This window comes from Bacillus sp. SN1, from assembly GCF_002796895.1.
Classification (GTDB): domain Bacteria; phylum Bacillota; class Bacilli; order Bacillales; family Bacillaceae; genus Bacillus; species Bacillus inaquosorum.
In genome coordinates this window covers 1,392,423-1,415,889 of the sequence record NZ_PHIE01000001.1, presented here as the reverse complement: position 1 = coordinate 1,415,889, position 23,467 = coordinate 1,392,423, and the positions used below count along the sequence as shown (strand labels likewise).

Annotated in this window: 28 protein-coding genes, 1 pseudogene and 1 riboswitch; of the genes and pseudogenes, 18 read left to right on the top strand and 11 right to left on the bottom strand. The window is 45.0% G+C overall.

All coding sequences use genetic code 11. From position 1 onward, the window contains the following. Nucleotides 1-85: 85 nt before the first annotated feature. Both CVV77_RS07175 and pepF read left to right on the top strand, forming a co-directional pair. Nucleotides 86-1,207 (top strand): competence protein CoiA family protein, encoded by a 1,122-nt coding sequence (locus CVV77_RS07175; protein ID WP_250622071.1) that lies wholly within the window; start codon nucleotides 86-88, stop codon nucleotides 1,205-1,207. A 229-nt stretch (nucleotides 1,208-1,436) separates the two neighbouring features. Beyond that, nucleotides 1,437-3,266: an oligoendopeptidase F gene (pepF, locus tag CVV77_RS07170; RefSeq protein ID WP_181280835.1), complete on the top strand. Its 1,830-nt coding sequence runs from the start codon at nucleotides 1,437-1,439 to the stop codon at nucleotides 3,264-3,266. Between the two features lie 38 nt (nucleotides 3,267-3,304). On the opposite strand, the gene CVV77_RS07165 is transcribed toward pepF, so the two are convergent. From CVV77_RS07165 to CVV77_RS07140, 5 genes and pseudogenes are all read right to left on the bottom strand, one after another. Then, complete coding sequence (locus CVV77_RS07165) at nucleotides 3,305-3,469, bottom strand: hypothetical protein (protein WP_003239273.1); 165 nt, start codon at nucleotides 3,467-3,469, stop codon at nucleotides 3,305-3,307. 316 nt (nucleotides 3,470-3,785) lie between these two features. Continuing rightward, nucleotides 3,786-4,685, bottom strand: a complete 900-nt coding sequence (gene spxH, locus CVV77_RS07155; protein ID WP_003239271.1) for a protease adaptor protein SpxH — start codon at nucleotides 4,683-4,685, stop codon at nucleotides 3,786-3,788. After that, a complete protein-coding gene (locus tag CVV77_RS07150; RefSeq protein WP_003239269.1) occupies nucleotides 4,682-5,080 on the bottom strand; it encodes a globin domain-containing protein in 399 nt (132 codons plus the stop codon). The genes spxH and CVV77_RS07150 overlap by 4 nt, the downstream gene beginning before the upstream one ends. Nucleotides 5,081-5,344: 264 nt before the next feature. Then, nucleotides 5,345-5,692: pseudogene (gene cwlQ / locus CVV77_RS22650) on the bottom strand (bifunctional muramidase/murein lytic transglycosylase); the annotation flags it as partial. 395 nt (nucleotides 5,693-6,087) lie between these two features. Then, entirely contained in the window at nucleotides 6,088-6,660 is a 573-nt protein-coding gene (locus CVV77_RS07140) for a CYTH domain-containing protein (RefSeq protein WP_088111144.1), read from the bottom strand. A 123-nt stretch (nucleotides 6,661-6,783) separates the two neighbouring features. On the opposite strand from CVV77_RS07140, the gene CVV77_RS07135 reads away from it, so the two are divergent. From CVV77_RS07135 to CVV77_RS07120, 4 genes are read left to right on the top strand one after another with little or no spacing between them, the layout of a single operon-like run. After that, entirely contained in the window at nucleotides 6,784-7,152 is a 369-nt protein-coding gene (locus CVV77_RS07135; RefSeq protein WP_019258065.1) for a UPF0738 family protein, read from the top strand. A 28-nt stretch (nucleotides 7,153-7,180) separates the two neighbouring features. After that, the gene (yjbM, locus tag CVV77_RS07130; RefSeq protein WP_019258066.1) at nucleotides 7,181-7,816 is read left to right on the top strand and encodes a GTP diphosphokinase; all 636 of its coding nucleotides are present in this window, start codon (nucleotides 7,181-7,183) and stop codon (nucleotides 7,814-7,816) included. Between the two features lie 18 nt (nucleotides 7,817-7,834). Beyond that, the gene (locus CVV77_RS07125; protein WP_100274981.1) at nucleotides 7,835-8,635 is read left to right on the top strand and encodes an NAD kinase; all 801 of its coding nucleotides are present in this window, start codon (nucleotides 7,835-7,837) and stop codon (nucleotides 8,633-8,635) included. Nucleotides 8,636-8,649: 14 nt separating this feature from the next. Further along, on the top strand, nucleotides 8,650-9,537 hold the full coding sequence (locus CVV77_RS07120; protein ID WP_181280827.1) for an RluA family pseudouridine synthase: 888 nt from the start codon (nucleotides 8,650-8,652) through the stop codon (nucleotides 9,535-9,537). A 238-nt stretch (nucleotides 9,538-9,775) separates the two neighbouring features. Here CVV77_RS07120 and prpE read toward each other — a convergent pair whose 3' ends face one another. Then, nucleotides 9,776-10,510, bottom strand: a complete 735-nt coding sequence (gene prpE / locus CVV77_RS07110; RefSeq protein WP_100274980.1) for a bis(5'-nucleosyl)-tetraphosphatase PrpE — start codon at nucleotides 10,508-10,510, stop codon at nucleotides 9,776-9,778. A 231-nt stretch (nucleotides 10,511-10,741) separates the two neighbouring features. Here prpE and CVV77_RS07105 point away from each other — a divergent pair, with 231 nt between their 5' ends. The 10 genes from CVV77_RS07105 (at nucleotide 10,742) to cotO (ending at nucleotide 19,738) form a co-directional block, all read left to right on the top strand. Beyond that, on the top strand, nucleotides 10,742-12,586 hold the full coding sequence (locus tag CVV77_RS07105; protein WP_003239258.1) for a monovalent cation:proton antiporter family protein: 1,845 nt from the start codon (nucleotides 10,742-10,744) through the stop codon (nucleotides 12,584-12,586). 61 nt (nucleotides 12,587-12,647) lie between these two features. Next, nucleotides 12,648-12,756: riboswitch (TPP riboswitch) on the top strand. Nucleotides 12,757-12,837: 81 nt separating this feature from the next. Beyond that, the gene (tenA, locus tag CVV77_RS07100; protein ID WP_100274979.1) at nucleotides 12,838-13,545 is read left to right on the top strand and encodes a thiaminase II; all 708 of its coding nucleotides are present in this window, start codon (nucleotides 12,838-12,840) and stop codon (nucleotides 13,543-13,545) included. Beyond that, nucleotides 13,523-14,140, top strand: a complete 618-nt coding sequence (gene tenI / locus CVV77_RS07095) for a thiazole tautomerase TenI (RefSeq protein ID WP_019258153.1) — start codon at nucleotides 13,523-13,525, stop codon at nucleotides 14,138-14,140. The genes tenA and tenI overlap by 23 nt, the downstream gene beginning before the upstream one ends. Beyond that, the gene (thiO, locus tag CVV77_RS07090; protein ID WP_100274978.1) at nucleotides 14,124-15,233 is read left to right on the top strand and encodes a glycine oxidase ThiO; all 1,110 of its coding nucleotides are present in this window, start codon (nucleotides 14,124-14,126) and stop codon (nucleotides 15,231-15,233) included. The genes tenI and thiO overlap by 17 nt, the downstream gene beginning before the upstream one ends. Next, the gene (gene thiS / locus CVV77_RS07085) at nucleotides 15,233-15,433 is read left to right on the top strand and encodes a sulfur carrier protein ThiS (protein WP_100275156.1); all 201 of its coding nucleotides are present in this window, start codon (nucleotides 15,233-15,235) and stop codon (nucleotides 15,431-15,433) included. The genes thiO and thiS overlap by 1 nt, the downstream gene beginning before the upstream one ends. After that, nucleotides 15,430-16,200 (top strand): thiazole synthase, encoded by a 771-nt coding sequence (thiG, locus tag CVV77_RS07080; RefSeq protein ID WP_072566102.1) that lies wholly within the window; start codon nucleotides 15,430-15,432, stop codon nucleotides 16,198-16,200. The genes thiS and thiG overlap by 4 nt, the downstream gene beginning before the upstream one ends. Next, complete coding sequence (gene thiF, locus CVV77_RS07075; protein WP_100274977.1) at nucleotides 16,197-17,207, top strand: thiazole biosynthesis adenylyltransferase ThiF; 1,011 nt, start codon at nucleotides 16,197-16,199, stop codon at nucleotides 17,205-17,207. The genes thiG and thiF overlap by 4 nt, the downstream gene beginning before the upstream one ends. Before the next feature lie 18 nt (nucleotides 17,208-17,225). Continuing rightward, nucleotides 17,226-18,041 carry a bifunctional hydroxymethylpyrimidine kinase/phosphomethylpyrimidine kinase gene (gene thiD, locus CVV77_RS07070; protein WP_100274976.1) on the top strand — a complete coding sequence of 272 codons (816 nt, stop codon included), beginning with the start codon at nucleotides 17,226-17,228 and terminating at the stop codon, nucleotides 18,039-18,041. Nucleotides 18,042-18,176: 135 nt separating this feature from the next. Then, nucleotides 18,177-18,953, top strand: a complete 777-nt coding sequence (gene fabI, locus CVV77_RS07065) for an enoyl-ACP reductase FabI (RefSeq protein WP_003224643.1) — start codon at nucleotides 18,177-18,179, stop codon at nucleotides 18,951-18,953. Between the two features lie 101 nt (nucleotides 18,954-19,054). Beyond that, a complete protein-coding gene (gene cotO / locus CVV77_RS07060; RefSeq protein ID WP_080010775.1) occupies nucleotides 19,055-19,738 on the top strand; it encodes a spore coat protein CotO in 684 nt (227 codons plus the stop codon). 91 nt (nucleotides 19,739-19,829) lie between these two features. On the opposite strand, the gene cotZ is transcribed toward cotO, so the two are convergent. The 5 genes from cotZ to cotV form a co-directional block, all read right to left on the bottom strand. Beyond that, the gene (cotZ, locus tag CVV77_RS07055; RefSeq protein ID WP_003239244.1) at nucleotides 19,830-20,279 is read right to left on the bottom strand and encodes a spore coat protein CotZ; all 450 of its coding nucleotides are present in this window, start codon (nucleotides 20,277-20,279) and stop codon (nucleotides 19,830-19,832) included. Between the two features lie 127 nt (nucleotides 20,280-20,406). Further along, nucleotides 20,407-20,895 (bottom strand): spore coat protein CotY, encoded by a 489-nt coding sequence (gene cotY, locus CVV77_RS07050; protein ID WP_003239243.1) that lies wholly within the window; start codon nucleotides 20,893-20,895, stop codon nucleotides 20,407-20,409. 150 nt (nucleotides 20,896-21,045) lie between these two features. Next, entirely contained in the window at nucleotides 21,046-21,561 is a 516-nt protein-coding gene (gene cotX / locus CVV77_RS07045; RefSeq protein ID WP_019258074.1) for a spore coat protein CotX, read from the bottom strand. An 88-nt stretch (nucleotides 21,562-21,649) separates the two neighbouring features. Beyond that, nucleotides 21,650-21,979, bottom strand: coding sequence for a hypothetical protein (locus tag CVV77_RS07040; RefSeq protein WP_019258075.1), 330 nt, complete (start codon nucleotides 21,977-21,979; stop codon nucleotides 21,650-21,652). A 40-nt stretch (nucleotides 21,980-22,019) separates the two neighbouring features. Beyond that, nucleotides 22,020-22,406: a spore coat protein CotV gene (gene cotV, locus CVV77_RS07035; RefSeq protein WP_003239240.1), complete on the bottom strand. Its 387-nt coding sequence runs from the start codon at nucleotides 22,404-22,406 to the stop codon at nucleotides 22,020-22,022. 159 nt (nucleotides 22,407-22,565) lie between these two features. Here cotV and yjcA point away from each other — a divergent pair, with 159 nt between their 5' ends. Both yjcA and CVV77_RS07025 read left to right on the top strand, forming a co-directional pair. Continuing rightward, nucleotides 22,566-22,922 carry a sporulation protein YjcA gene (yjcA, locus tag CVV77_RS07030; protein ID WP_003239239.1) on the top strand — a complete coding sequence of 119 codons (357 nt, stop codon included), beginning with the start codon at nucleotides 22,566-22,568 and terminating at the stop codon, nucleotides 22,920-22,922. A gap of 283 nt (nucleotides 22,923-23,205) precedes the next feature. Further along, nucleotides 23,206-23,412, top strand: coding sequence for a hypothetical protein (locus CVV77_RS07025; protein ID WP_003239236.1), 207 nt, complete (start codon nucleotides 23,206-23,208; stop codon nucleotides 23,410-23,412). Nucleotides 23,413-23,467: the final 55 nt, after the last annotated feature.

Below are 23,467 nucleotides of genomic sequence, written 5' to 3'. Positions count from 1 at the left end.
GGAGTTGATCATCTTTTCCAGAAAGTATACCTCATCTGGAAAGGAGAGATGACAAGTGTTTAGTGCTGTGACTAAAGACGGCCAAATGGTTCACCTTCTAGGCGCTCAGCGAAGCCGGAAATTAAAGCAGAGACGATTCTTCTGTCCGGCGTGCGGGGGAGAGCTTGATGTGAAGCTCGGACTTCAAAAAGCGCCGCATTTCGCCCATAAACAGAACAAGTCCTGCTCGATAGACATAGAACCGGAAAGCGCCTATCACTTAGAAGGAAAAAGACAGCTGTATGTATGGCTGAAAACGCAACAGACATCTCCACTATTAGAACCGTATATCAAGAAAATCAATCAAAGACCCGACATCATGGCAAAGATCAAGAAACACATGCTTGCTGTTGAGTATCAATGTGCCAATCTTGCTCCCGATGTCTTTCAAAAGCGGACAGAGGGCTTCAAACAAGAAGGAATCATCCCGCAGTGGATTGTGGGAAACAGCCGCTTAAAACGAACTGCTCCATCCTTTTATCAGCTTTCTGCTTTCCATTGGCAGTTTATCAATGCGAGCCCATACAGGGAACTGATCTGTTATTGCCCGGAAACGCGTTCTTTCCGCCGGCTCAGCCATATCATCCCGTTTTACACAAACCATTCTTATTCCTCCGTTCAAACGATCCCTATCCATCGGGCAGGTGTAAAAGATCTTTTTTTCACTGAACCGATGCCCTCATTTCAATACTCCGGCTGGACAAAAGCGATTCATCGTTTTCGCCATAAACCCCACCGGTTCATCTCCAAGGAAACAAATCGCCTCAGGCTGCTGTTTTATGAAAAGCGGCAGACGCCTCTTTCTTTTCTTCCGACTGAAGTGTTTGTTCCTGTTATAAAAGGGGCTGTTTTTCATAGTCCGGTTTTTGTGTGGCAGGGGTTTCTATATCTGTTTATTACGGATCTTGGATATAAAGGCGCGCCAATTCGCTTTTCCGCCGTTTTACAGCAGTGCAAACTGCATATTTATAAAAAGAACATTTCGCTCAGATACGAATGCAGCGAAGATTGTCTTTCAGAAGCGGTGAAACAGTACATTGATTTTTTGTGCAAGAAGGGATTTTTAAGGGAGACTCAGAAAGAAATATATGTGCTGAATCAGCCTAAAGAGGGTATACGCTCAATACAGGATCTCATGGAAAGAGACCGCAGCTGTTTTATAGAATGAGTTTGTCTCATTTGGCTCACCCTAAGACAAAGGTGGTGGGCTGGCTGTGAGAGGCACAAAAGGAAAGGTTTTTCGTGTTTTTACTGCCTTTTTGGCATTCGTTCTCTTCATTACTGCATATGATTTGACAAAAGGCAGTGAAAAACCGGAAGATATTCACAACACAAGTTTATTGAGAAACAGCGGTTTTTTCAATTGGCTTGAATCAAAGAAAACGAGGGGGATCACCATGGCTGAGGAAAAAAAAGTAAATCAACTGCCTGACAGAAGTGAGGTAAAGGCAGAAGACACATGGAGACTTGAGGATATTTTTCCTAATGATGAGGCCTGGAATAAAGAATTTCAAGCTGTAAAAGAATTAATTCCTAATTTATCTAAGTATAAAGGAAAGCTGGCAGATTCAGCCGATTATTTGTACGAGGCTCTTACGTATCAAGATAAAGTGATGGAGCGGCTGGGCAGGCTTTACACATATGCGCATATGCGCTCTGACCAAGATACCGGGAACTCCTTTTATCAGGGGCTGAATGACAAGGCGGGAAACCTGTATACACAGGCCGCAAGCGCGACAGCTTATTTGGTTCCTGAAATTTTATCCATAGAAGAAGACAAACTGCAGCAGTTTATTCTTGAAAAAGAAGAACTGAAACTGTACTCCCATGCGATTGAGGAGATTACAAAAGAACGCCCGCACGTGCTGAGTGAGAAGGAAGAGGCACTGCTTGCTGAAGCTTCTGAAGTGCTGGGTTCATCTTCCAATACGTTCAGCGTGTTAAATAATGCCGAAATTACATTCCCTTCCATAAAAGATGAAGAGGGAAATGAAAAACAGATCACTCACGGGAACTTTATTAATTTCTTAGAAAGTGAAAACCGTGAAGTCCGCAAAAATGCCTTTGATGCAGTATATAAAACATACGGTCAATATAAAAACACAATGGCCACTACTCTAAGCGGCACAGTGAAAAAGGACAACTTCTATGCGAGAGTGAAAAAATACAAGTCAGCGCGTGAAGCTGCGCTTTCTAACAACAGTATTCCTGAGGAAGTATACGATAACCTCGTCAAAACGATTAATAAGCATTTGCCGCTTCTGCACCGCTACATCGCGCTGAGAAAGAAAGTGCTTGAACTTGATGAAGTGCATATCTATGATCTGTATACACCGCTTGTAAAGGATGCGGGGATGAAGGTCACGTACGAGGAAGCCAAAGATTACATGCTGAAAGGTCTTGCACCTTTAGGGGAAGAGTACGCCTCCATCTTAAAAGAAGGGCTGGAAAACCGATGGGTCGACGTTTACGAAAATAAAGGCAAACGCAATGGCGCTTATTCATCAGGATCTTACGGCACGAATCCGTATATTTTGATGAACTGGCATGATAACGTCAATAATCTCTTTACGCTCGTGCATGAGTTTGGACATTCCGTACACAGCTACTATACGAGAAAGCACCAGCCATATCCATACGGAAATTACAGCATCTTTGTCGCGGAAGTTGCGTCAACGACTAACGAAGCGCTCCTTGGCGAATACTTGCTGAACAATTTAGAGGATGAAAAACAGCGTTTGTATATTCTCAACCATATGCTTGAAGGCTTCAGAGGAACAGTTTTCAGACAAACGATGTTTGCTGAATTTGAACATCTGATCCATACAAAGGCGCAAGAAGGGGAGCCGCTTACACCTGAGCTTCTGACAAATGTCTATTACGATCTGAATAAAAAGTATTTCGGAGACGGCATGGTCATTGATAAGGAAATCGGCCTTGAATGGTCGCGGATTCCACACTTCTATTACAATTACTATGTGTATCAGTATGCGACAGGGTACAGCGCTGCCCAAGCATTAAGCAGCCAGATTTTGAAAGAAGGAAAGCCGGCGGTTGACCGTTATATTGACTTCCTGAAAGCGGGAAGCTCACAATATCCGATTGATGTCCTGAAAAAAGCGGGCGTTGATATGACGTCTCCAGAGCCGATCGAAGCTGCGTGCAAAATGTTTGAAGAAAAACTGGATGAAATGGAAGAGCTGCTGATAAAAGTCAAGCAGTCTTAAAAAAAGAAAGCCTGTGCAGAAATGATGCACAGGCTTTTTTAAAACCCTTTAAAGGTTTTCCGGTGGTTCAGGCGGTAGAGGGTAAACAAAATAGACAGAAACAGCAGAGGAGAGGTAATATAAAGCGGCAGCATATGCATCATGCCTAATACATTCAAAAAGAAAAAAACGGCAATGCACACAATTGAAATCACAGTATACATCGTGACGGTCCCCCTCGTCCTTTTTCCTTATTAGGATATGAATGAATGTACTTCGTTATGTTTTGTGACAAAAATATGAACATTAAGCATATAGGTTGTCAAAAGTCGACACCTTTTGTTATCATAAGGATGTGAAATTGATCACAAACAAACATTACCCCTTTGTTTGACCGTGAAAAATTTCTCCCATCCCCTTTGTTGTCGTTAAGACATATGAAACCGCGCTTATCCCGGCGCGGTTTCTTTAGTGTTACGAACAGAACGTATGTTTGATATCGGCACAAAAAAACAGCCTCAAGCATTTACACGCCTGCGGCTATTTTTCACATGATTGATATTCATCAGAATAAGTGCTGAGAGACTTCCAAAACATTCCGTGTTTGGCTTCCACTTTGGCAACCTTTTTAGCAAACGCCAATTTCTTCATTTCTTTTTCTACCTCTTCTAGGCTCAGGTCGTATACAAGAGCAATTTCCTTCGAGGCAACGAAGCGGAAATATTCAATAAAACATTCCAGAGGCGGTGTTTCCGACGGCTTCGGCTCGTCGCCCAGCATCTCAAATAAGATTTCTTCATATACATCATATGAATAGCTGCCGGGTACTTTAAGTCCTTCGTCCTCATGCTGTGTATTGAAAAACGTCAGCGTCGGGTTGACGGAAACATCCATTTCAGCGGCAATTTTCATGTCGCATTGAAGCGCCTTGACCGCGCTTTGAGAATGCAGATCTTTTTTGAATTCTTCAAGATCAAGACTCGTTTTTTCCGCAATTTCCAAAAGCACGTTTTCATCCGTAATATTTTTCTTTGAAACAAACAGGCTCTCCTGCATATTCCTGAGAAATTGCATGCCTGCTTTTCTTCCTTGCAGTTCGGCTGCTTTAAAAGCGAGAGCAGCCATATAAGGCGATGAAAGCGGCTGATCTTGCTCGAGCCAGACATTGCCGTCACACGACATGCCGGAGCGGCTCGCGATCTTTTCCCATGCCTCTGCAAGAAGATGCTTTTTCCGTTTCTTATTTAACGCGGTAAGGCTTGCGGAAGCTATGAGGCGCAAGGTGAAAAAGCGTCCGTATCTGATTTTCAGCTTTTTGATGACGGGCTCTAAGGACCAGCATTCAGGGCATAAAGGGTCTACAAACATGTAAATTTCAAGCGGTTTTTTTGGATGGCCGTGGCAATGGGCGAAGTATAGCTCATGCTGATAGTTTGTCAAGATGATCGATCCTCCGCTTCCGTTTGATTCACCATATGCCTTGCTGTCAATTCCAGCCGGCCAAACAAAAACTCACGAATATCGCCCTCCAGCCCTACATGGTCCATTGCGTCGTTCATACAGCTGAGCCACGCATCGGCTCTCTCGTTTGTAATTGGAAAGGGAAGATGCCTTGCTCTGAGCATGGGGTGACCGTGTTCCTCCGTATAAAGCGGAGGACCGCCTAAATACTGAGTCAGAAATTGCTTCTGTTTCCTGGCGGTTTCTGTTAAATCGCTCGGAAAAATCGGCTTCAGCAAAGGATGAGACGCGACACGCTCATAAAAAGTATCAACAAGTTGCGATAGAAGTTCCTCTCCAATCGCTTCATAAGGTGCGTTAAACGATTGTCCCATGTTGACTACTCCTTTAAATATGGCTAATAGGAATCATAAATCCTATTGCAAAAAGTAATTTTCTGTATTTCATCATTTCATCTATGATTTATTTTAGCAACAAGGCATCATTTCTACAAACAAACTGCCTTTTATGCGTTTGATCACAAGTTTCGGCTGACAGCCGGGGTTTGTATTTCATATCATATCACATAAAAATCAGGAATGCGTAAGATTTCACTTCGCAAAAAAACCAGAGGGCAAGAGCCGCTCTGGTTACGCGTAATAAGCTGAGGTTATTTTTTTTACATAGTTTTGTGTTTCTTGGAAAGGAGGAATGCCTCCATATCGGTCAACATTTCCCGGTCCGGCGTTGTAAGCCGCTAATGCCATAGACACATTGCCGCCGTATTTATCCAGCATTTGTTTTAAATATTTCGTTCCGCCCTCCACATTTTGCTGCGGATCCAGCGGATTAGAAACGCCAAGTGAGCTTGCGGTTGACGGCATCAGCTGCATTAAGCCCATTGCACCTGCTCCGCTTACGGCTTTTGCATTAAAGCCTGATTCCTGCTTGATGACGGCACGGATTAGTTTTTCATCGACGCCATATTTATCAGCGGCTTTTTTAATCGCGCTGTCAATGGAGAAGTCTCCTGAACTGATCTGTTTTGCTTCTTGTTTGTTAGAAGCTGAATCTATAACAGCTGTTTCGGTGCTGTCTGCCGCTTTTGTGATATAACCTGAATTGCTGTTTGTATATGAGTTAAGCCCATAAGCTGAAAGCAGTGACGGCGCTGTAGAATAAGCGCTGTTCAGAAGGCTGAGCGGGCTTGACGATGTAGCAGATGCTGTTGGTTGCTGCTGAGATGTCAGGCCGTTTGTATATTGGCTGAGCATAGAGCTGAAGCTTGAGAGCGGGCTTTCCGCATTCTGAGTGCCCGTGCTGCTTGCATTCGATATGGACTGTAAAGCCTGAAGCTGAAGTAAAGCTGCCCAATTCGTTACATTCACGATGTCATTCCACCTTATATAGACTTTCGTTTTTCTTCATAAAAACGCAGAATTTTATTTTTGGTTTCGCGCTGAGGAATGCTGAATTTCTGAAGCAGCTTCTCAAAGGCTTGTTGGCCCTCATGCCAGTCTGCCGCTTCAAATTCGATTTCATAGTCCTCTTTATTTAAATATCGGCTGTGGTCTAAAACTATTAAGCCTTTTTCTGTTTCTTTTTCCGCGCGGTTTGTAGCTAAAGATCCAAAATATTGAATAGCGTCTGAATCGATCTGAAGCTTGTGCAGCTGGTCCTTCACGGGGCCTTCGGGAACTGTAAAGCCGGCAAGGTCTGATACCTCTGAAAGCCGCTGGTGCGTTTCCAGCAGCCCCACTTCTGCCGGTTCTTTTAACGTCAGGACATACTCACCGTTCTTTCTGCGAATTCGAAGCGCAGCGTGTTTTTGTTTCAGCGCAAAGCTGTCTGTGTCAAAGTAGTGATTCTTTTGATCTGTAAAATCTTTTTCTGTCAGCTGGAGTGCCGTTGTTAATTTTTCAAATTCATGTTTGGTCAGCATGTTTTTAAATTCTATTTCAATTTCTTGGCTCATGTTGCTCTTCCTTTCCGCCCTGAAAATCTTATTTTTACTATTATCTCTTGAGATGTTAGGTTTATCAATATCGAGCTTGATATGGTAAAATGAATCTGTACTTTGTTTAAAAAGGAGAGCATTATGCAAAACAGAATCGAAATTTTGAACGCAACATTATCGGATGATCAGCTTCGTCTTGCCTGTGAGACAGAAGGAAACGAAGCGAAACGCAAGCCGTCAGGTCAAATGCTTGTTGATTCTGACCACTTTGCTTTTGTATACATACTTGAATTAGCTGATTCTTTTGAATATGTCATTATAAAGGAACATGTATGGCCGGAACTGAAGCAGGCCCATGCACAAAGAATTCCGGTCGTTTTAGAGGCAGGCGACGAAACCATTGAACTGGCAGGCCTGCATGAGGAGCTGGAGTATCTCTTAGAAAATATTAAAGATAATGCGAACTACGGAGAAGAAATGGAAGAAAAAGTGAAACGCGTGTTTTTATAGAAACTGGTTCGGAATTGGGGGATGTATGATGGATGACAAACAATGGGAGCGTTTTTTAGTGCCGTACCGCCAGGCTGTCGAAGAATTGAAAGTGAAGCTCAAGGGAGTCCGCACGCTTTATGAATACGAGGATGACCATTCACCGGTTGAGTTTGTGACAGGACGCGTCAAGCCTGTGGCGAGCATACTCGAAAAAGCCAGGCGGAAAGGCATACCGATGCATGAAATTGAAACCATGCAGGATATCGCAGGCCTTAGAATCATGTGCCAATTTGTCGATGACATCCAAATCGTAAAAGAGATGCTGTTTGCCAGAAAAGATTTCACCGTTGTGGATCAGAGGGATTATATTGCGGAACATAAAGAGAGCGGATACCGATCATATCATCTTGTCGTGCTGTATCCTTTACAGACGGTGTCCGGAGAAAAGCATGTTCTCGTAGAAATACAGATCCGTACGCTGGCGATGAATTTTTGGGCGACCATTGAGCATTCATTAAATTATAAATACAGCGGAAACATTCCTGAAAAAGTAAAACTAAGGCTTCAGCGTGCTTCTGAAGCGGCTTCCCGGCTTGATGAAGAGATGTCGGAGATCAGGGGTGAAATACAGGAGGCTCAAGCTGCCTTTTCAAGAAAGAAAAAAGGAAGCGAGCAACAATAGGTAAAGGGGAAGAAAAGCATGAAATTTGCCGTATCATCAAAAGGAGATCAAATTTCTGATACGCTGAAAAGCAAAATACAGGCGTATTTATTGGATTTTGATATGGAACTGGATGAAAATGAACCGGAAATCGTCATTTCAGTCGGAGGCGACGGAACGCTTTTGTATGCTTTTCACAGATACAGCGACCGCTTGGACAAAACAGCGTTTGTCGGCGTTCATACGGGTCATCTGGGGTTTTATGCCGACTGGGTTCCTCATGAAATTGAAAAACTTGTTCTCGCGATTGCGAAAACGCCGTACCATACAGTCGAATATCCGCTTCTCGAAGTGATTGTGACTTATCACGAAAACGAGCGGGAAGAAAGATATTTAGCCTTGAATGAATGTACGATTAAAAGCATAGAAGGAAGTCTTGTGGCTGATGTGGAAATCAAGGGACAGCTCTTTGAAACCTTCCGAGGCGACGGCCTCTGCCTGTCAACGCCATCCGGCAGCACAGCCTACAATAAGGCGCTGGGCGGAGCGATTATTCATCCATCTATCAGAGCGATCCAGCTTGCAGAAATGGCTTCTATTAATAACCGCGTATTCCGGACGGTCGGATCGCCGCTGCTTCTCCCTTCCCATCATGATTGCATGATTAAACCGAGAAACGAAGTTGACTTTCAAGTGACGATTGACCATTTAACCCTTCTTCATAAGGATGTAAAGTCGATCCGCTGCCAGGTTGCATACGAAAATGTGAGGTTTGCGAGATTCCGTCCGTTTCCATTTTGGAAAAGAGTCCAGGATTCGTTTATCGGAAAAGGTGAATAGAAAGAGGACGTATCGTGGAGCATTTTTTTATCAGAAAGAACATCACTTCCGCTGAAGACGGGATGACTGTAAAAGAATATGCCGGTGAACTGGGAATTTCGAAACGTCTGCTGACTGATATCAAGTTTGGCGGGGGAGACCTGCTTATCAACGGTGAGCATGTGACGGTCAAATACGTTTTGAGAGAAGGGGACCTTCTTGTCGTGAAGTTTCCTGAGGAACAGGTGAGCGAGACGTTATTGGCAGAGCCTGTTCCGCTCGATATCCTGTATGAGGATGAACATGTGCTTGTGATAAACAAGCAGCCGTATGTGTCATCAATTCCTTCGAGAGAGCACCCATCCGGCAGCATTGCGAATGGAATTATCCATCATTATCAAAAAAACGGAGTGCGGGCGACAGTTCATCTTGTCACCCGGCTGGACCGGGATACATCAGGTGTCATGCTTGTTGCTAAGCATCGCTTTGCCCACTCCATTTTATCGTCAGCGCAAAAAAACGGACTTGTGAAACGCCGGTATGCGGCAGTGGTCCACGGGCGGATGACAGGGGAGGGAACAGTCGATGCCCCGATTGGCAGACATCCTGACAGTATTATTGAACGGAGGGTCACTCCAGACGGCCAGAAGGCTGTTACTCATTTTTATGTCACACGCGCAACTGACGATATTACCTCGGTGACATTGCAGCTTGAGACTGGACGTACCCATCAAATTCGTGTTCATATGAGCTACCTAGGGCACCCGCTGTGCGGCGATACACTGTATGGCGGAACGAGACAGAAAATTGGCCGGCAGGCCCTGCACAGCGAGCATCTTTCGTTTATCCATCCGCTGACGCAGGAGAACATGACGTTCCATGCTGCACTGCCTCAAGATATGAAAGAACTGACAAAATCCTAAAACGGTTTACGTTTTAGGATTTTGTCATCTTTTCAGCATGATTGAAAACCCTTGAAGTCTAGGAAGGACGAGCATTGGAGCAGACTTTCACAGGATGTGATGACGGCGGTGTTTAGGCAGGACGCCTGAGAATTTAGCCGCCGTTCCATCTCCGTATTGAGCGCCAACGCGCAGGACTGACAACGAATGCGAGGGTTTGTCGACACGCTAAAAGGAGAGAATCAATGATTCTCTCCTTTTATATAGGGCGAAATCTTGATTCGTCATAAGGCAGGGAGCTTGGAACAGAGACGGTCTCTATTTCTGGAAAGCGAAAGCCTGTCAGTTTATTTCCGAACACGCAGCCTGTATCGATGTTGATGGTGCGATTGATTTTCCGAGGCTCCTTCACAGGTGTATGGCCGTATACCACCCAAGCCTTTCCGTTATAGGATGCCGCCCAATCACGTCTGACGGGTCTGCCGTCTGGATACGTTTCACCCGTCACATCGCCGTAAAGCACAAAGTCTTTCACTCTGCGGGTATTTTTGCCGATATCGTCAGCCTTTATTCCAGCATGGGCGACAACTAATTCTCCGTTATGTAAGATGTCGTAAAGCGGCGCTGTTTCGTACAGCTTCATAAACTGTTCGCTGACTGCTTTTCTTTCTTCTTTAGAAAGTTCTTCAAGCTCCGCCGCTGTTGTTTCGAGACCATGCATTACTTTCACCGGATTTCCTTTTAAGTAGCGGTACAGTTTATTGCAATGATTTCCCGGGACATAACGCACAGCGCCTTTTTCGTAAGCGCCGGCTACAAAGCGGATCACCTCTATCGATTTGGGCCCTCTGTCAGTCAAATCTCCGGCAAAAACAAGCACCCTGCCTTCCTCGTGGATAGGTACTCCATTTTTAATTGTATAGCCAAGCTTTTGGATTAATTCAGTCATTTCGTCATAGCAGCCATGAATATCGCTGATTATATCGTAAGCCATGCGGTATCCTCCTTGCCGATTGTTTTATTTATTATGAAGCAAAGTGCTGTGAGTCATCACAAGCTTTTATGTGCAAATTATAGAAGAATCATTTTCTAAACAGGATTAAGACCTTATTACTTTATTTTTTGTCTTGACCCTTGTTAAAATCGCGTTATGTTTTTTAAAAATGAGGTTCTGTTCTTTGATTGAGAACTGGCATAACCCTGATCTAAAAAGGAGGTTCTGATTATGGCGCATACATCTGTCGCATCTTTAGTTGTTGTACTTATCGTTGCATTTTTGACACCCATCCTTTTGCATCGATTTAAACTTAGCATCCCGGTTGTTGTTGCTGAAATCATTATGGGGCTGATTATTGGAAAAAGCGGTCTTAATTTAGTTGTGGAGGGTGATACATGGCTCCAGACGCTCTCTATGCTAGGATTTATCTTTTTAATGTTTTTAAGCGGGCTTGAAATTGATTTTTCATCGTTTGAGAAAGGAAAGAAAAAGCAGCTCCTGCCAAACGGAAAGGAAGCGCCTAATACGTTTGCTGCGGCATCTATAATTTTTGCCGGTATTTTTATTTTATCATTGCTGCTGTCCTATGGGTTCGTTTTGGCAGGATTTATCCAAAATGCTTTTTTAATGACGCTTATTATTTCAACGATTTCGTTGGGCGTTGTCGTTCCAACGTTGAAAGAAGAACGGATCATGAATTCAAATATCGGGCAGATTATTTTGCTCGTTGCTGTTATTGCTGATTTGGCCACGATGATTCTTCTTGCTGTTTTTTCTTCTTTATACGGAGAGGACAGCGGAAACATGTGGCTCCTGATGATCCTGTTCGCAGCCGGAGTGGTGCTTTACTTTTTCGGCCGGGTCTTTAAACATCGCTCTTTTGTTCAGACCATGTCAAAAGGGACGATCCAGATCGGAACGCGTGCCATTTTTACGTTAATTATCGTACTCGTTGCCCTGTCTGAATCACTAGGAGCAGAAAATATTCTCGGCGCTTTCTTAGCGGGGGTTCTTGTTTCCCTTCTTTCACCAAACAAAGAACTTGTTCAGCAGCTGGATTCATTCGGTTACGGGTTCTTAATACCGATTTTCTTTGTGATGGTCGGCGTGAAGCTGGATATTTGGACTCTTTTCCAAGATCGAACCATTTTAATCATGATTCCGCTCCTGCTGTTGGCGCTGTTAATAAGCAAAATCATTCCTGTCATGTACTTGAAGAAGTGGTATGATAATCGAACAGTTTTGGCGTCTGGTTTCCTGCTGACATCAACCCTTTCGCTCGTGATTGCCGCTGCGACAATCGGCCAGCAGCTTCACGTGATCAGCGCAAATATGTCAGGAGCGCTGATTTTAGTAGCAGTTATTGCCAGTATTTTTACGCCGATCTGTTTTAAAAAATTGTACAAACGGGAGGAGCAGCCGGAGGAGAAAAAGACGATTGCGTTTATCGGCGCAAACCAAATGACTCTGCCTGTTACACTTGAATTGCCGGAGAACGAGTATGACGTGCGTGTTGTGCACGTCTACCAAGAGAATGCAGAGGAAAAGCTGTCAGAATCAGTGTTTACGGTTGAAACGATTTCTGATTATGAGCCTGAAACCCTAGACTCACTCGGTATTTTTGATGCGGATATTCTTGTTGTCGCGACAGGGAATGAAGACATGAATGCCGACATTGCATTACTTGCAAAAGAAAAAGGCACAGAAAGAGTCATTGCCAGCGTCGGATCACCCGAGAATGAAGCGGCTTTGAAGGAGCAGGGAATCAGCATCTTTTCTATTTTGTTGTCGACAAAAACGCTGCTTCGCGCGCTGATAGAAGCGCCTGGCGTCATGAAGCTGCTCACGAACCAGGAGTCTTCGCTGTATCAAATTAATATGGAAAACAGCAAATACGACGGTGTCATTTTGCGGGAATTCCCTTTAACAGGCGACGTCATCTTTGTCAGGATTTTCAGAGGTGTGGACAGCATCGTCCCTCACGGGGATACAAGGCTGAAACTGGGAGACCGCTTAATTGTCACCGGATCTCGGGCGTACGTAACGGATCTTAAGAAAACATTGGAAGGTTAAACCTTGACCAAATAGGGATTCGTGTTAATATAGAGGTGCAGAACAATTCAATATGTATTCGTATAACCACTAGGGGTGTCCTTCATAAGGGCTGAGATAAAAGTGTGACTTTTAGACCCTCATAACTTGAACAGGTTCAGACCTGCGTAGGGAAGTGGAGCGGTATTTGTGTTATTTTACTATGCCAATTCCAAACCACTTTTCCTTGCGGGAAAGTGGTTTTTTTATTTTTCAGACAGGGGGAATGACGTGTGAAGTTTTCAGAAGAATGCCGCAGTGCAGCCGCAGAATGGTGGGAGGGGAGCTTTGTCCATCCGTTCGTTCAGGGAATCGGTGACGGAACGCTTCCTATTGATCGTTTTAAATACTACGTGCTTCAGGATTCATATTATTTAACGCATTTTGCGAAGGTGCAATCGTTCGGCGCCGCTTATGCGAAGGATCTTTATACAACGGGACGGATGGCAAGCCACGCCCAAGGTACATATGAGGCGGAAATGGCGCTTCATCGCGAATTTGCGGAGCTGTTGGAAATCAGTGAAGAAGAGCGTAAGGCGTTTACCCCGTCTCCTACGGCGTACTCTTATACATCCCATATGTACCGTTCGGTTTTGAGCGGGAATTTTGCTGAGATATTAGCGGCCCTGCTGCCATGCTACTGGCTGTATTACGAGGTTGGCGAGAAATTGCTGACATGTGATCCGGGGCATCCGATTTATCAGAAGTGGATCAGCACATACGGCGGTGACTGGTTCAAACAGCAGGTTGAAGAGCAAATCAATCGATTTGATGAGCTGGCGGAAAACAGCACGGAGGAAGTGCGTGCCAAAATGAAAGAGAATTTTGTTATTTCCAGCTTCTATGAATATCAATTTTGGGGAATGGCCTATCGAAAAGAAGGCTGGTCCGACCGCGGCATAAAAGAGGTGGAGGAATTTGGAGCTTCACGCCATAACTGATGACTGCAAGCCGGTTCAAGAGTTAGCAAGAGCAATTATAGCTATTCAGAATGAAGTTGATTATATTCACATTCGGGAACGGTCAAAATCGGCGGCCGACATTTTGAAACTGCTCGGGCTTATGTCCGAAGGCGGTGTTGAGAAGAGAAAACTGGTCATGAACGGGCGGGTGGATATTGCGCTTTTTTCTACGATTCATCGCGTGCAGCTGCCGAGCAGCAGCTTTTCGCCGAAGCAGGTCAGAGCCAGATTTCCTCACCTTCATATCGGACGGTCCGTGCATTCACTGGAGGAAGCGGTTCAAGCAGAAAAGGAAGACGCAGACTACGTGTTGTTCGGCCATGTGTTTGAAACAGATTGCAAAAAGGGTCTTGAAGGCAGAGGTGTGTCTTTGCTGTCAGATATTAAACAGCGGATTTCCATCCCGGTTATTGCCATCGGCGGAATGACGCCAGACAAATTAAAAGACGTAAAACAAGCAGGAGCAGATGGCATCGCTGTCATGTCGGGAATTTTTTCTTCCGCTGATCCTTTGGAAGCTGCCAGACGATATTCCCGCAAGCTAAAGGAGATGCGCTATGAAAAGGCATTATGATGCAGTTGTCATTGGAGGCGGAATTATCGGTTCCGCGATTGCTTATCATTTGGCAAAGGAAAACAAAAGCACCGCATTGTTTGAAAGCGGAACAATGGGCAGCAGAACGACAAGTGCCGCTGCCGGAATGCTGGGCGCCCATGCTGAGTGCGAGGAACGTGACGCATTTTTTGACTTCGCCATGCACAGCCAGCGTCTGTATAAAGACCTTGGTGAGGAGCTTTATACATTATCCGGAATTGATATCAGGCAGCATAACGGTGGTATGTTTAAGCTTGCGTTTTCTGAAGAAGACGTGCTGCGGCTGAGGAAGATGGATGACTTGGATTCAGTCAGCTGGCATACAAAAGAAGAGGTGTTAGAAACAGAACCGTATACGTCTGGTGACATTTTCGGGGCATCCTTGATTCAGGATGATGTACATGTTGAGCCTTATTTTGTTTGCAAGGCATATGCGAAAGCAGCGAAAGCGCTTGGTGCGGAAATTTTTGAACATACTCCTGTCCTGCATGTTAAACGTGACGGTGAAGCTCTGTCCATCGAGACGCCGAGTGGTAACGTATGGGCGGATCATGTCGCGGTTGCCAGCGGAGTGTGGAGCGGAATGTTTTTTAAACAGCTTGGGCTGAATCATTCATTTTTCCCTGTAAAAGGGGAATGCCTGTCTGTTTGGAATGATGATATACCGCTGACAAAAACTCTTTACCATGACCATTGCTATATCGTACCGAGAAAAAGCGGCAGACTGGTTGTCGGCGCGACGATGAAGCCGGGTGACTGGAGTGAAACACCGGATCTTGGCGGCCTGGAATCTGTTATGAAAAAAGCAAAAACGATGATGCCGGCTATTCAGAATATGAAGGTGGATCGTTTTTGGGCGGGACTGCGGCCGGGAACAAAGGATGGGAAACCGTACATCGGCAGACACCCTGAGGACAGCCGTATTTTATTTGCGGCGGGCCATTTCAGAAATGGGATTCTGCTTGCTCCTGCAACGGGCGCTTTGATTGGTGATCTCATCATGAATAAAGAGGTCAATCAAGACTGGCTGCACGCATTCCGAATTGATCGCAAGGAGGCGGTACAGATATGATGCTACAGCTGAACGGTAAAGACGTGAAGTGGGAAAAAGACGCAGGTACAATTCAAGACCTGCTGGCGTCTTATCAGCTTGAAAATAAAATTGTTATCGTTGAAAGAAATAAAGAAATTATCGGCAAAGAACATTATCACGAGGTAGAGCTTTGTGATCGTGATGTCATTGAAATTGTCCATTTTGTAGGAGGCGGATGAGCATGTTAACAATTGGCGGGAAATCATTTCAATCAAGATTGCTGCTGGGCACGGGGAAATACCCATCGTTTGAAATCCAAAAGGAAGCGGTGGCTGTTTCCGAGTCTGATATTTTAACATTTGCTGTGCGGAGAATGAACATCTTTGAAGCGTCTCAGCCTAATTTTCTGGAACAGCTTGATTTATCCAAATATACGCTTCTGCCGAATACAGCAGGCGCCAGCACCGCTGAAGAAGCGGTCCGGATTGCAAGGCTGGCAAAAGCGTCAGGTCTTTGTGACATGATTAAAGTCGAAGTCATTGGATGCAGCCGTTCCTTGCTGCCTGATCCTGTTGAGACATTAAAAGCGTCTGAACAGCTTCTAGAAGAAGGCTTTATTGTGCTCCCGTACACGTCAGATGATGTTGTGCTGGCAAGAAAACTCGAAGAGCTCGGTGTTCATGCTATCATGCCGGGTGCATCACCGATCGGATCGGGACAAGGAATCTTAAATCCTTTGAATCTGTCATTTATTATTGAACAGGCGAAAGTGCCGGTCATTGTGGATGCCGGAATCGGATCGCCGAAAGACGCGGCATACGCAATGGAGCTTGGTGCGGACGGCGTACTCCTTAATACGGCTGTATCAGGCGCGAATGATCCTGTGAAAATGGCTCGTGCGATGAAGCTCGCGGTGGAAGCAGGACGCCTGTCTTATGAGGCGGGCCGCATTCCGTTAAAGCAATACGGAACGGCAAGCAGTCCGGGAGAAGGTCTTCCTGTATGACGGACAGGTACTCCAGGCAGGAGCTGTTTGCTCCGATCGGCCCAGCCGGCCAGAAGAAACTGAAAGAAGCGCGCGCCGTAATTATCGGCGCCGGCGCGCTTGGAACAGCCAGTGCAGAAATGCTGGTCAGAGCGGGAGTCGGTTCTGTGAAGATTGCCGACAGAGATTACGTTGAATGGAGCAACCTGCAGCGCCAGCAGCTGTATACAGAAGATGATGTTAAAAAAGAAATGCCGAAAGCGGCCGCTGCTGAGCAGCGTCTCCGTTCGATTAACAGCGATGTTGATGTGACGGGCCTTGTCATGGATGTGACAGCGGAAAATATCTTCGAGCTGATTAAGGGCGCTTCGATCATTGTGGATGCGGCCGATAATTTTGAAACCCGCCTGATCGTAAATGATGCTGCGGTAAAAGAAGGGATTCCTTTTCTATACGGTGCCTGTGTAGGGAGCTACGGCCTCACCTTTACCGTAGTGCCGGGATCGACCCCCTGCCTGCATTGCTTGCTCGATACACTTCCGATTGGCGGCGCGACATGTGACACAGCCGGCATCATCAGTCCGGCTGTTTTGCAGGTAGCAGTCTTTCAAGTGACAGACGCGCTGAAGCTGCTGACGGGAGAAGAATGCGAGCCGGTGCTGCGCTCTTTTGACTTGTGGAAAAATGAGCGGTCAGAGGTGCGAGCAGCGGGTCTCAAACATGACACATGCCCAAGCTGCGGCACAAATGATTTTCCGTTTTTGTCATATGAAAACCAAACAAAAGCGGCTGTATTGTGCGGCAGGAACACGGTGCAAATCAGATCATCCTTTACAAAAGAAGCTGATCTTGAAGTGCTTGCCGGTCAGCTGAGACAGGCCGGGCTTGAAGTAGCCGCGAATCCGTATTTAATTTCCTGTCGCTCGGATGATATGAAATTGGTGCTGTTCCGGGACGGCAGAGCGTTGATTCATGGAACGAATGATATTGCCCGGGCAAAATCCATTTATCATAAATGGATCGGGTAATAAAAGGAGTGTAGTGTAATGAGTATATATAAAGCATTGACAATCGCCGGCTCTGATTCAGGCGGCGGCGCAGGGATACAGGCAGATATTAAAACCTTTCAGGAGCTTGATGTTTTCGGTATGTCTGCGATTACGGCGGTAACCGCTCAAAATACGCTTGGTGTGCATGGGGTGTATCCGCTGACTGTAGAGGCGCTGAGACAGCAAATTGATGCTGTTGCCGAGGATTTGAGACCTGAAGCCGTAAAAACGGGAATGCTCTGGAATGCCGAAATGATTGAAGAAGTGGCAAGAAAAATTGACGAGTATGAGTTTAACCGTGTGATTGTTGATCCAGTTATGATCGCAAAGGGCGGTGCATCCCTGCTGCGTGATGAATCAGTTGCAACCTTAAAGGAGCTGCTGATTCCAAGAAGCTACGCGATTACGCCGAATGTTCCGGAAGCAGAAACGCTGACAGGAATGACTATCCGCTCGCTGGATGACCGAAAAAAAGCAGCGGAGCAGCTCGTAAAGATGGGTGCACAGAATGTGATTATCAAAGGTGGGCACCAGCCTGAGGACAATAACATTACTGATCTACTTTTTGATGGGAACTTGTTTATGCAAATCAGCCATCCCTATATTGATACGAAGCATACGCATGGCACAGGATGCACCTTTGCTGCGGCTTTAACAGCCCAAACCGCTAAAGGAGACAGCATCCATCAGGCATTCGAGGTAGCGGCCAACTTTGTCCGCGCAGCGGTGGAAAATACGCTCGGCATCGGATCGGGCCACGGGCCGACAAATCATTTCGCCTTTAGACGAAACAGCTTAAATACAAGCCGATGAGATCACCAGCTGATGGTGATCTCTTGCGCGTTTGCTACGGTATGCGCTTTTCATCTGAACAAGGTTATGATATGATAGGAATTAAGATCAGGTACTAATACTATGTCTTTATTAAATATAGGAGGCTTTATACATATGAATTTTTCACTTGAAGGCCGCAACATTGTTGTGATGGGGGTAGCCAACAAACGCAGTATCGCATGGGGAATTGCGCGCTCTTTACATGAAGCGGGAGCACGTTTGATTTTTACATACGCAGGAGAACGCCTGGAGAAATCTGTTCACGAGCTTGCCGGAACGTTAGAACGCAACGATTCCATCATCCTTCCTTGCGACGTAACAAACGACGCGGAAATCGAAACTTGCTTCGCAAGCATTAAGGAGCAGGTCGGTGTGATCCACGGTATCGCGCATTGTATCGCGTTTGCCAATAAAGAAGAGCTTGTCGGCGAATACTTAAACACAAATCGTGACGGCTTCCTTTTGGCTCATAACATCAGCTCATACTCTCTGACAGCTGTTGTGAAAGCTGCCCGTCCGATGATGACTGAAGGCGGAAGCATTGTCACTCTGACTTACCTTGGCGGAGAGCTTGTTATGCCGAACTACAACGTCATGGGTGTAGCGAAAGCTTCTCTTGATGCAAGTGTGAAATACTTAGCTGCTGACTTAGGAAAAGAAAATATCCGCGTCAACAGCATTTCTGCCGGCCCGATCAGAACATTATCTGCTAAAGGCATCAGCGATTTCAACTCCATCTTAAAAGACATTGAAGAGCGTGCGCCGCTTCGCCGCACGACAACACCTGAAGAAGTGGGCGATACAGCTGCGTTCTTATTCAGCGATATGTCCCGAGGCATTACAGGTGAAAATCTTCACGTTGATTCAGGTTTCCATATCACTGCCCGCTAAGCAGGATCTATGCCAAGCAATCCCGGAACAGGGATTGCTTTTTTATTTCTTCTGATTTTCAGCTTTCTGTCATATAGATAGAATATGACACAATCGGAGGGATGAAGATGTCTAATAAGAAAAGAAACGCGGATAAAAAACCGCTCATGTATATTGTTCAGCCGGATTATGCAGAAACAACAAGGTCATCCATGCAGGAGATTGTCATCAAAAAAAAGGCCAACAAACCCGCGCCGCCAAAAGCAGAGGAAAAGCCGGTTTACGATGAGAAACAGCAGGAGGAAGCTGTGGCAAAGGATGTCCAGCAAGCAGAACAAAAGCCTGCAGCTGAACCAGTGAGTCAGCAAACACAAGAGGTAAGAGAGCCAGAGCACATAAAGAATCAGCAGGAACAGAAAGCAGAGCCGCAGGCCGTTGAAGAAACCGTCGAACACGAGCCTCCGAAAGCAGAAAAAAAGGAAGAGCCTGCACTTGAGGCTCGGAAGCCTGAAAAAGAACCGGAAGCTGTCCATAGTGCCGCTAAAGCGGAGGAAAAAACTCCGCCGGCAAGAAAAGTGAAAAAACCGATGAGCAAGATGTCTATTCATGAAAAAATTGATTTTTTAACAAAGCTGCCGCATAACATGCCGAGAGCGCTCTGTCTGATTGAAGCCAATGGAAGAACGTACAGGGGCGTGATTGTCGGAAGAAGAAATGATTCCGTTCTGCTCCGCACGACTGGAAACGGCGCGCCGACTGAGCTGGCAATCGATGATATTACCTCTCTGCACCCGCTCGGTTTTTAATGAAAATGAAAAAGCTGCCCGGCAGATGTTTCCGGACAGCTTTTTTACATAGAGAAAAGCCTGCAGGCCTGCAAGCTTTTCGGCATTATCATTAATGATGATGGTGCGTGCGATTGATTAATCGAGGATTTAAGCAGTTGATTGCACAGAAGCAGTCTAAGTCCACTTCAATACAGTAGTTCGTTTTTTCAAGTCGGAAGACTTCACACACCGTATCTTTATCGGTGAAGTCCAAAATGTGTTTGTGTTCGTCAAATGCGATTAATAATGACAGTGTTGCGCAGCTTCCATGCACTCTTTCGACCCTGAAAAATACAGTATTAAAGCAAGGGCCGTTATCGAGTTCGCCGACATTTCCGAAGGCGACTAATGGCGTTGATTTTGATGTAAATATTGCAAAAGGCACTGTGTCGCCTAACGAATGGCTTACAGATAAAAGCTTAGAGTGGCAGCCGGTCGGGCAGTCCTCTTCAACAGCGTTTTGCAGTTCTTCAATATTTTCTACAGCTTCACGCACGCAGCTTGATGTTTTCTGGCTCATATTATCCCTCCTGCCTTATAAATTTGAGACTGGCGAAATGATGGAGAGTCAGCTGCCTCACGCTGGAAGCAGCTGAATGATTTGCACCTGTAATAGAGTTTGGAAGGGGATTCCTCTTTACAAGTGTTTATCCATTGTGATGATGCTTTTTATCTTTATGAGGTGATGTTCTGTCAACTAACTCTGGTGACAGGCATTGAATCGCACAGAAGCATCCGAGATCGACTTCAATGCAGAAATCTGTTTTTTCTAGCCCGAAGAAATCCGGGTCGCAAGGGTGGCAAACACTTAAGGTATCGCCTTTGACATCGACCGGGCGTAAAATAGAAAGTGTTGCACAGCAATCGCATAATTTTTCGACGCGGAAGAAAATGGATTCAAAGCATTGCATATCATCCACAAATCCCCCCACGTTTCCGAATGTGGAGAACAATCCGCCTTTTTTATCAAAAACGAGAAACGGAATTGTGTCTTTTCCAGCAATCGTAGGGTTTAAAAGGTTGGTATAGCAGCCAGTCGGACACTGTTCTTCAACTGCCTCCTGCTCTGCTAAAATCTTTTCCACTGCATCGCATACACAGTTCTCATGCCGGCCATGGGTTTTTCCGCAGCTCATTGATTTCAGCTCCTTCTTTATAGGGTATTTGACTTTAGTCCTTAACAACATATGTACCCGTGCCCCACTTGGTGTGGGTGAACGTCTATATATTCATCATATGCTTGGAAAATAAGAAAAAGCAGAGCGTTTTAGCTCTGCTTTTAGATTCTAGAGGATAAGAGTGATAGCTAGGACGGCGATAAGAACGTTTGTTGCTGTAGAGATAAGGGTTGCGATATCGGCATCTACTGTTGTGACGTTTACGCCGCGGGAGCATTCGATGAGAAGTTTTTGGCGGTTTACTTGTTTGTTGGCTGTAAGCTGTAACAAATCTTGTGCGACTAATTCGGCAATTACGCCGTCTGCAATGGAAGTGAGAGCTACTGTCAGAACAGCTGCATTAAGCGCCGTTACCACTGATGTTACGGCTTGAACGTCTGTAGATGAAACGTTGATGTCACAAGAGTCTCTGATAATAATTGTTTCATCGGAAACTTGTTTGTTGAGGTTTGCCTGTGCGAGATTTTGGTCAATGAAGGCATTGTCGTTGCCAAAAAAACCATTGCCATTACAGCAAACATCGCAATGACATTTTCTTTCTTCTTTTTTATCTTTTTCTTTTTCGTCTAACGGATGGTCACAGTCAGGATCAAGTGCAACCCAAGAGTATGGTCTGCTTTCCATATCTATTCCTCCTTTTCTTTTACTGTTATTAAATGAGCGAGCCTCTTACTTTGACTGAGTCATATATCCTGATGAAGAACCCTATTTTTTATGATTGGCTTGAATTGTTATTGTTTTGCCGTCTTTGTCTGAGCTGTTCAATTAACTGCTCTCTGCGGCTTTGCGGTTTTACGTTCTTTTGCTCGTTCACGGTTGCTTCTTCTTTTTTCTTCTTTTGGTTCTCAACTAATTCCGCTGATTTCGCTTGCAAGTCTTTTATCATATTCAAAAGCATTTCCTTTTCTTCATCTGATACTTTTTTCATTTTGTCTTTCGTGATGCCGTGTTTAGTAAATATATTTTGGACCAGCATTTTCGTCATTGGATCAGCTTCCGGAAGCTTTTCAAGTTCTTCTTTGATTTTATCGTTATCTGACATTTGTTTTCACCTCGGCTTTTAAGTTTGTGAAAAGAAAGGGTTAAAGGACGTCAAGTTCATTGAGAATGCTGTTTAGCACCTGAAGCAAAATTTGTACAAAGGTTATTATTTCGTCGGCAGACAAAGTGATCTTGATATTTCGGCTGTTGATAATTTTAATGATTGTTCTTTTTTTGATTTGGGAGTTATCGAGAATGAGTATTTCGCTTGCTACTGTGTCAGCCAAGTCCTCGTCGGCGATGACGAGCTGTGTCACCAGGATAATCAATGTTGTGACCAAGGCTTGTATAGAAAGGGCAGATGTTATATGTGATGTATCTATTGTGATATTTTCGCAATCAATCACTTCGATCTGCTGTTCGAATTCGCTTGATAATTGCTCAAATATTGCAGGATGCAGGGATTCAACTTTTTCTTCAAATGACATAACCTTCACTCCTTTCTTATCCATACTCTATATAATGCAAATGGGGTGCAGAGCGGAATAATAAAAATAACCAATTTTGCAACGGACAAGATACAATTCATGAAGAATAGGGTTTTGGCATATATGTGAAGGGATCATGATTGGCAAAGGAGTGAACAAGTGGTTATTAATGGGATGACAATTGCTCTTCTTTCGCTTGCGGTCTTTCGGCTCGCCCGCCTGCTGGTGTTTGACACGATTATGGCACCGCTTCGCAGCCTGTTTCATGAAGAGAAGGAGGAAAAGGATGCAGACGGGAACATTGAAACGTATATCGTCATTAAGGGAACAGGTGTCAGGGCGTTTATTGGTGAATTGCTGAGCTGCTACTGGTGCACAGGTGTGTGGTGCGCCGGCTTTTTGATATTGTGTCAGGCTTTCATTCCAGAGGCAGCGCAGTGGCTGATTTTACTGCTGGCGATCGCAGGCCTTGCCGGCATTATAGAAACGCTCGTATCAAAATGGCTGCAAGAATAAGGCATTCCCACCAGCAACTTTTCACTAGCATCAGCATAAAGTAGCATATATGACATAAGGAAAGGAAGGGATCAAAGTGAATCAATTCAATAAACCTTCCCAAAAAACTCCATATACAGATTCATCATATCAAACTAAAAAGATCAAAAAGAAAGGCTGCGGGTGCGGAAATAAAAAGAAAAAGCCTCAATAGCCTGGCAAAGAAACCGGAGACCTCCGGTTTTTTGTTTTTTTAACGGAGCGCCTTGCTCAGCATATATTATGAGTGGGGGGATGGATACCAGTGAATGAGTTTGAAAAATGGATAGAAGGAAGATATGAACCTCACGAACAAAAGCAAAAAGAGCATGAAGACATCTTGAGCAGTATCAGAAAAGACTTGGATGCATTTGATGAAGCCGGTAGGGCGTTTGAAGAGGAGATTGAAGAGCTGGCTGAAAAAACCGAAGCCTTACTCAAAAAGCGCCAGGCTCAGTACGAACAATCATAAATCCGCAATCGCCCTATGCGTTTATCCAAGCCGAATAAAACGGCTCACATAGTGT

Coding starts and splice junctions, on each gene's coding strand:
- CVV77_RS07175 (WP_250622071.1), top strand. CDS start 86: ATGGTTCACCTTCTAGGCGCTCAGCGAAGCCGGAAATTAAAGCAGAGA.
- pepF (WP_181280835.1), top strand. CDS start 1,437: ATGGCTGAGGAAAAAAAAGTAAATCAACTGCCTGACAGAAGTGAGGTA.
- CVV77_RS07165 (WP_003239273.1), bottom strand. CDS start 3,469: ATGTATACTGTGATTTCAATTGTGTGCATTGCCGTTTTTTTCTTTTTG.
- CVV77_RS07150 (WP_003239269.1), bottom strand. CDS start 5,080: ATGGGACAATCGTTTAACGCACCTTATGAAGCGATTGGAGAGGAACTT.
- CVV77_RS07140 (WP_088111144.1), bottom strand. CDS start 6,660: ATGAGCCAAGAAATTGAAATAGAATTTAAAAACATGCTGACCAAACAT.
- CVV77_RS07135 (WP_019258065.1), top strand. CDS start 6,784: ATGCAAAACAGAATCGAAATTTTGAACGCAACATTATCGGATGATCAG.
- yjbM (WP_019258066.1), top strand. CDS start 7,181: ATGGATGACAAACAATGGGAGCGTTTTTTAGTGCCGTACCGCCAGGCT.
- CVV77_RS07125 (WP_100274981.1), top strand. CDS start 7,835: ATGAAATTTGCCGTATCATCAAAAGGAGATCAAATTTCTGATACGCTG.
- prpE (WP_100274980.1), bottom strand. CDS start 10,510: ATGGCTTACGATATAATCAGCGATATTCATGGCTGCTATGACGAAATG.
- CVV77_RS07105 (WP_003239258.1), top strand. CDS start 10,742: ATGGCGCATACATCTGTCGCATCTTTAGTTGTTGTACTTATCGTTGCA.
- thiO (WP_100274978.1), top strand. CDS start 14,124: ATGAAAAGGCATTATGATGCAGTTGTCATTGGAGGCGGAATTATCGGT.
- thiS (WP_100275156.1), top strand. CDS start 15,233: ATGCTACAGCTGAACGGTAAAGACGTGAAGTGGGAAAAAGACGCAGGT.
- thiG (WP_072566102.1), top strand. CDS start 15,430: ATGAGCATGTTAACAATTGGCGGGAAATCATTTCAATCAAGATTGCTG.
- thiF (WP_100274977.1), top strand. CDS start 16,197: ATGACGGACAGGTACTCCAGGCAGGAGCTGTTTGCTCCGATCGGCCCA.
- thiD (WP_100274976.1), top strand. CDS start 17,226: ATGAGTATATATAAAGCATTGACAATCGCCGGCTCTGATTCAGGCGGC.
- fabI (WP_003224643.1), top strand. CDS start 18,177: ATGAATTTTTCACTTGAAGGCCGCAACATTGTTGTGATGGGGGTAGCC.
- cotO (WP_080010775.1), top strand. CDS start 19,055: ATGAAGATGTCTAATAAGAAAAGAAACGCGGATAAAAAACCGCTCATG.
- cotZ (WP_003239244.1), bottom strand. CDS start 20,279: ATGAGCCAGAAAACATCAAGCTGCGTGCGTGAAGCTGTAGAAAATATT.
- cotY (WP_003239243.1), bottom strand. CDS start 20,895: ATGAGCTGCGGAAAAACCCATGGCCGGCATGAGAACTGTGTATGCGAT.
- cotX (WP_019258074.1), bottom strand. CDS start 21,561: ATGGAAAGCAGACCATACTCTTGGGTTGCACTTGATCCTGACTGTGAC.
- CVV77_RS07040 (WP_019258075.1), bottom strand. CDS start 21,979: ATGTCAGATAACGATAAAATCAAAGAAGAACTTGAAAAGCTTCCGGAA.
- cotV (WP_003239240.1), bottom strand. CDS start 22,406: ATGTCATTTGAAGAAAAAGTTGAATCCCTGCATCCTGCAATATTTGAG.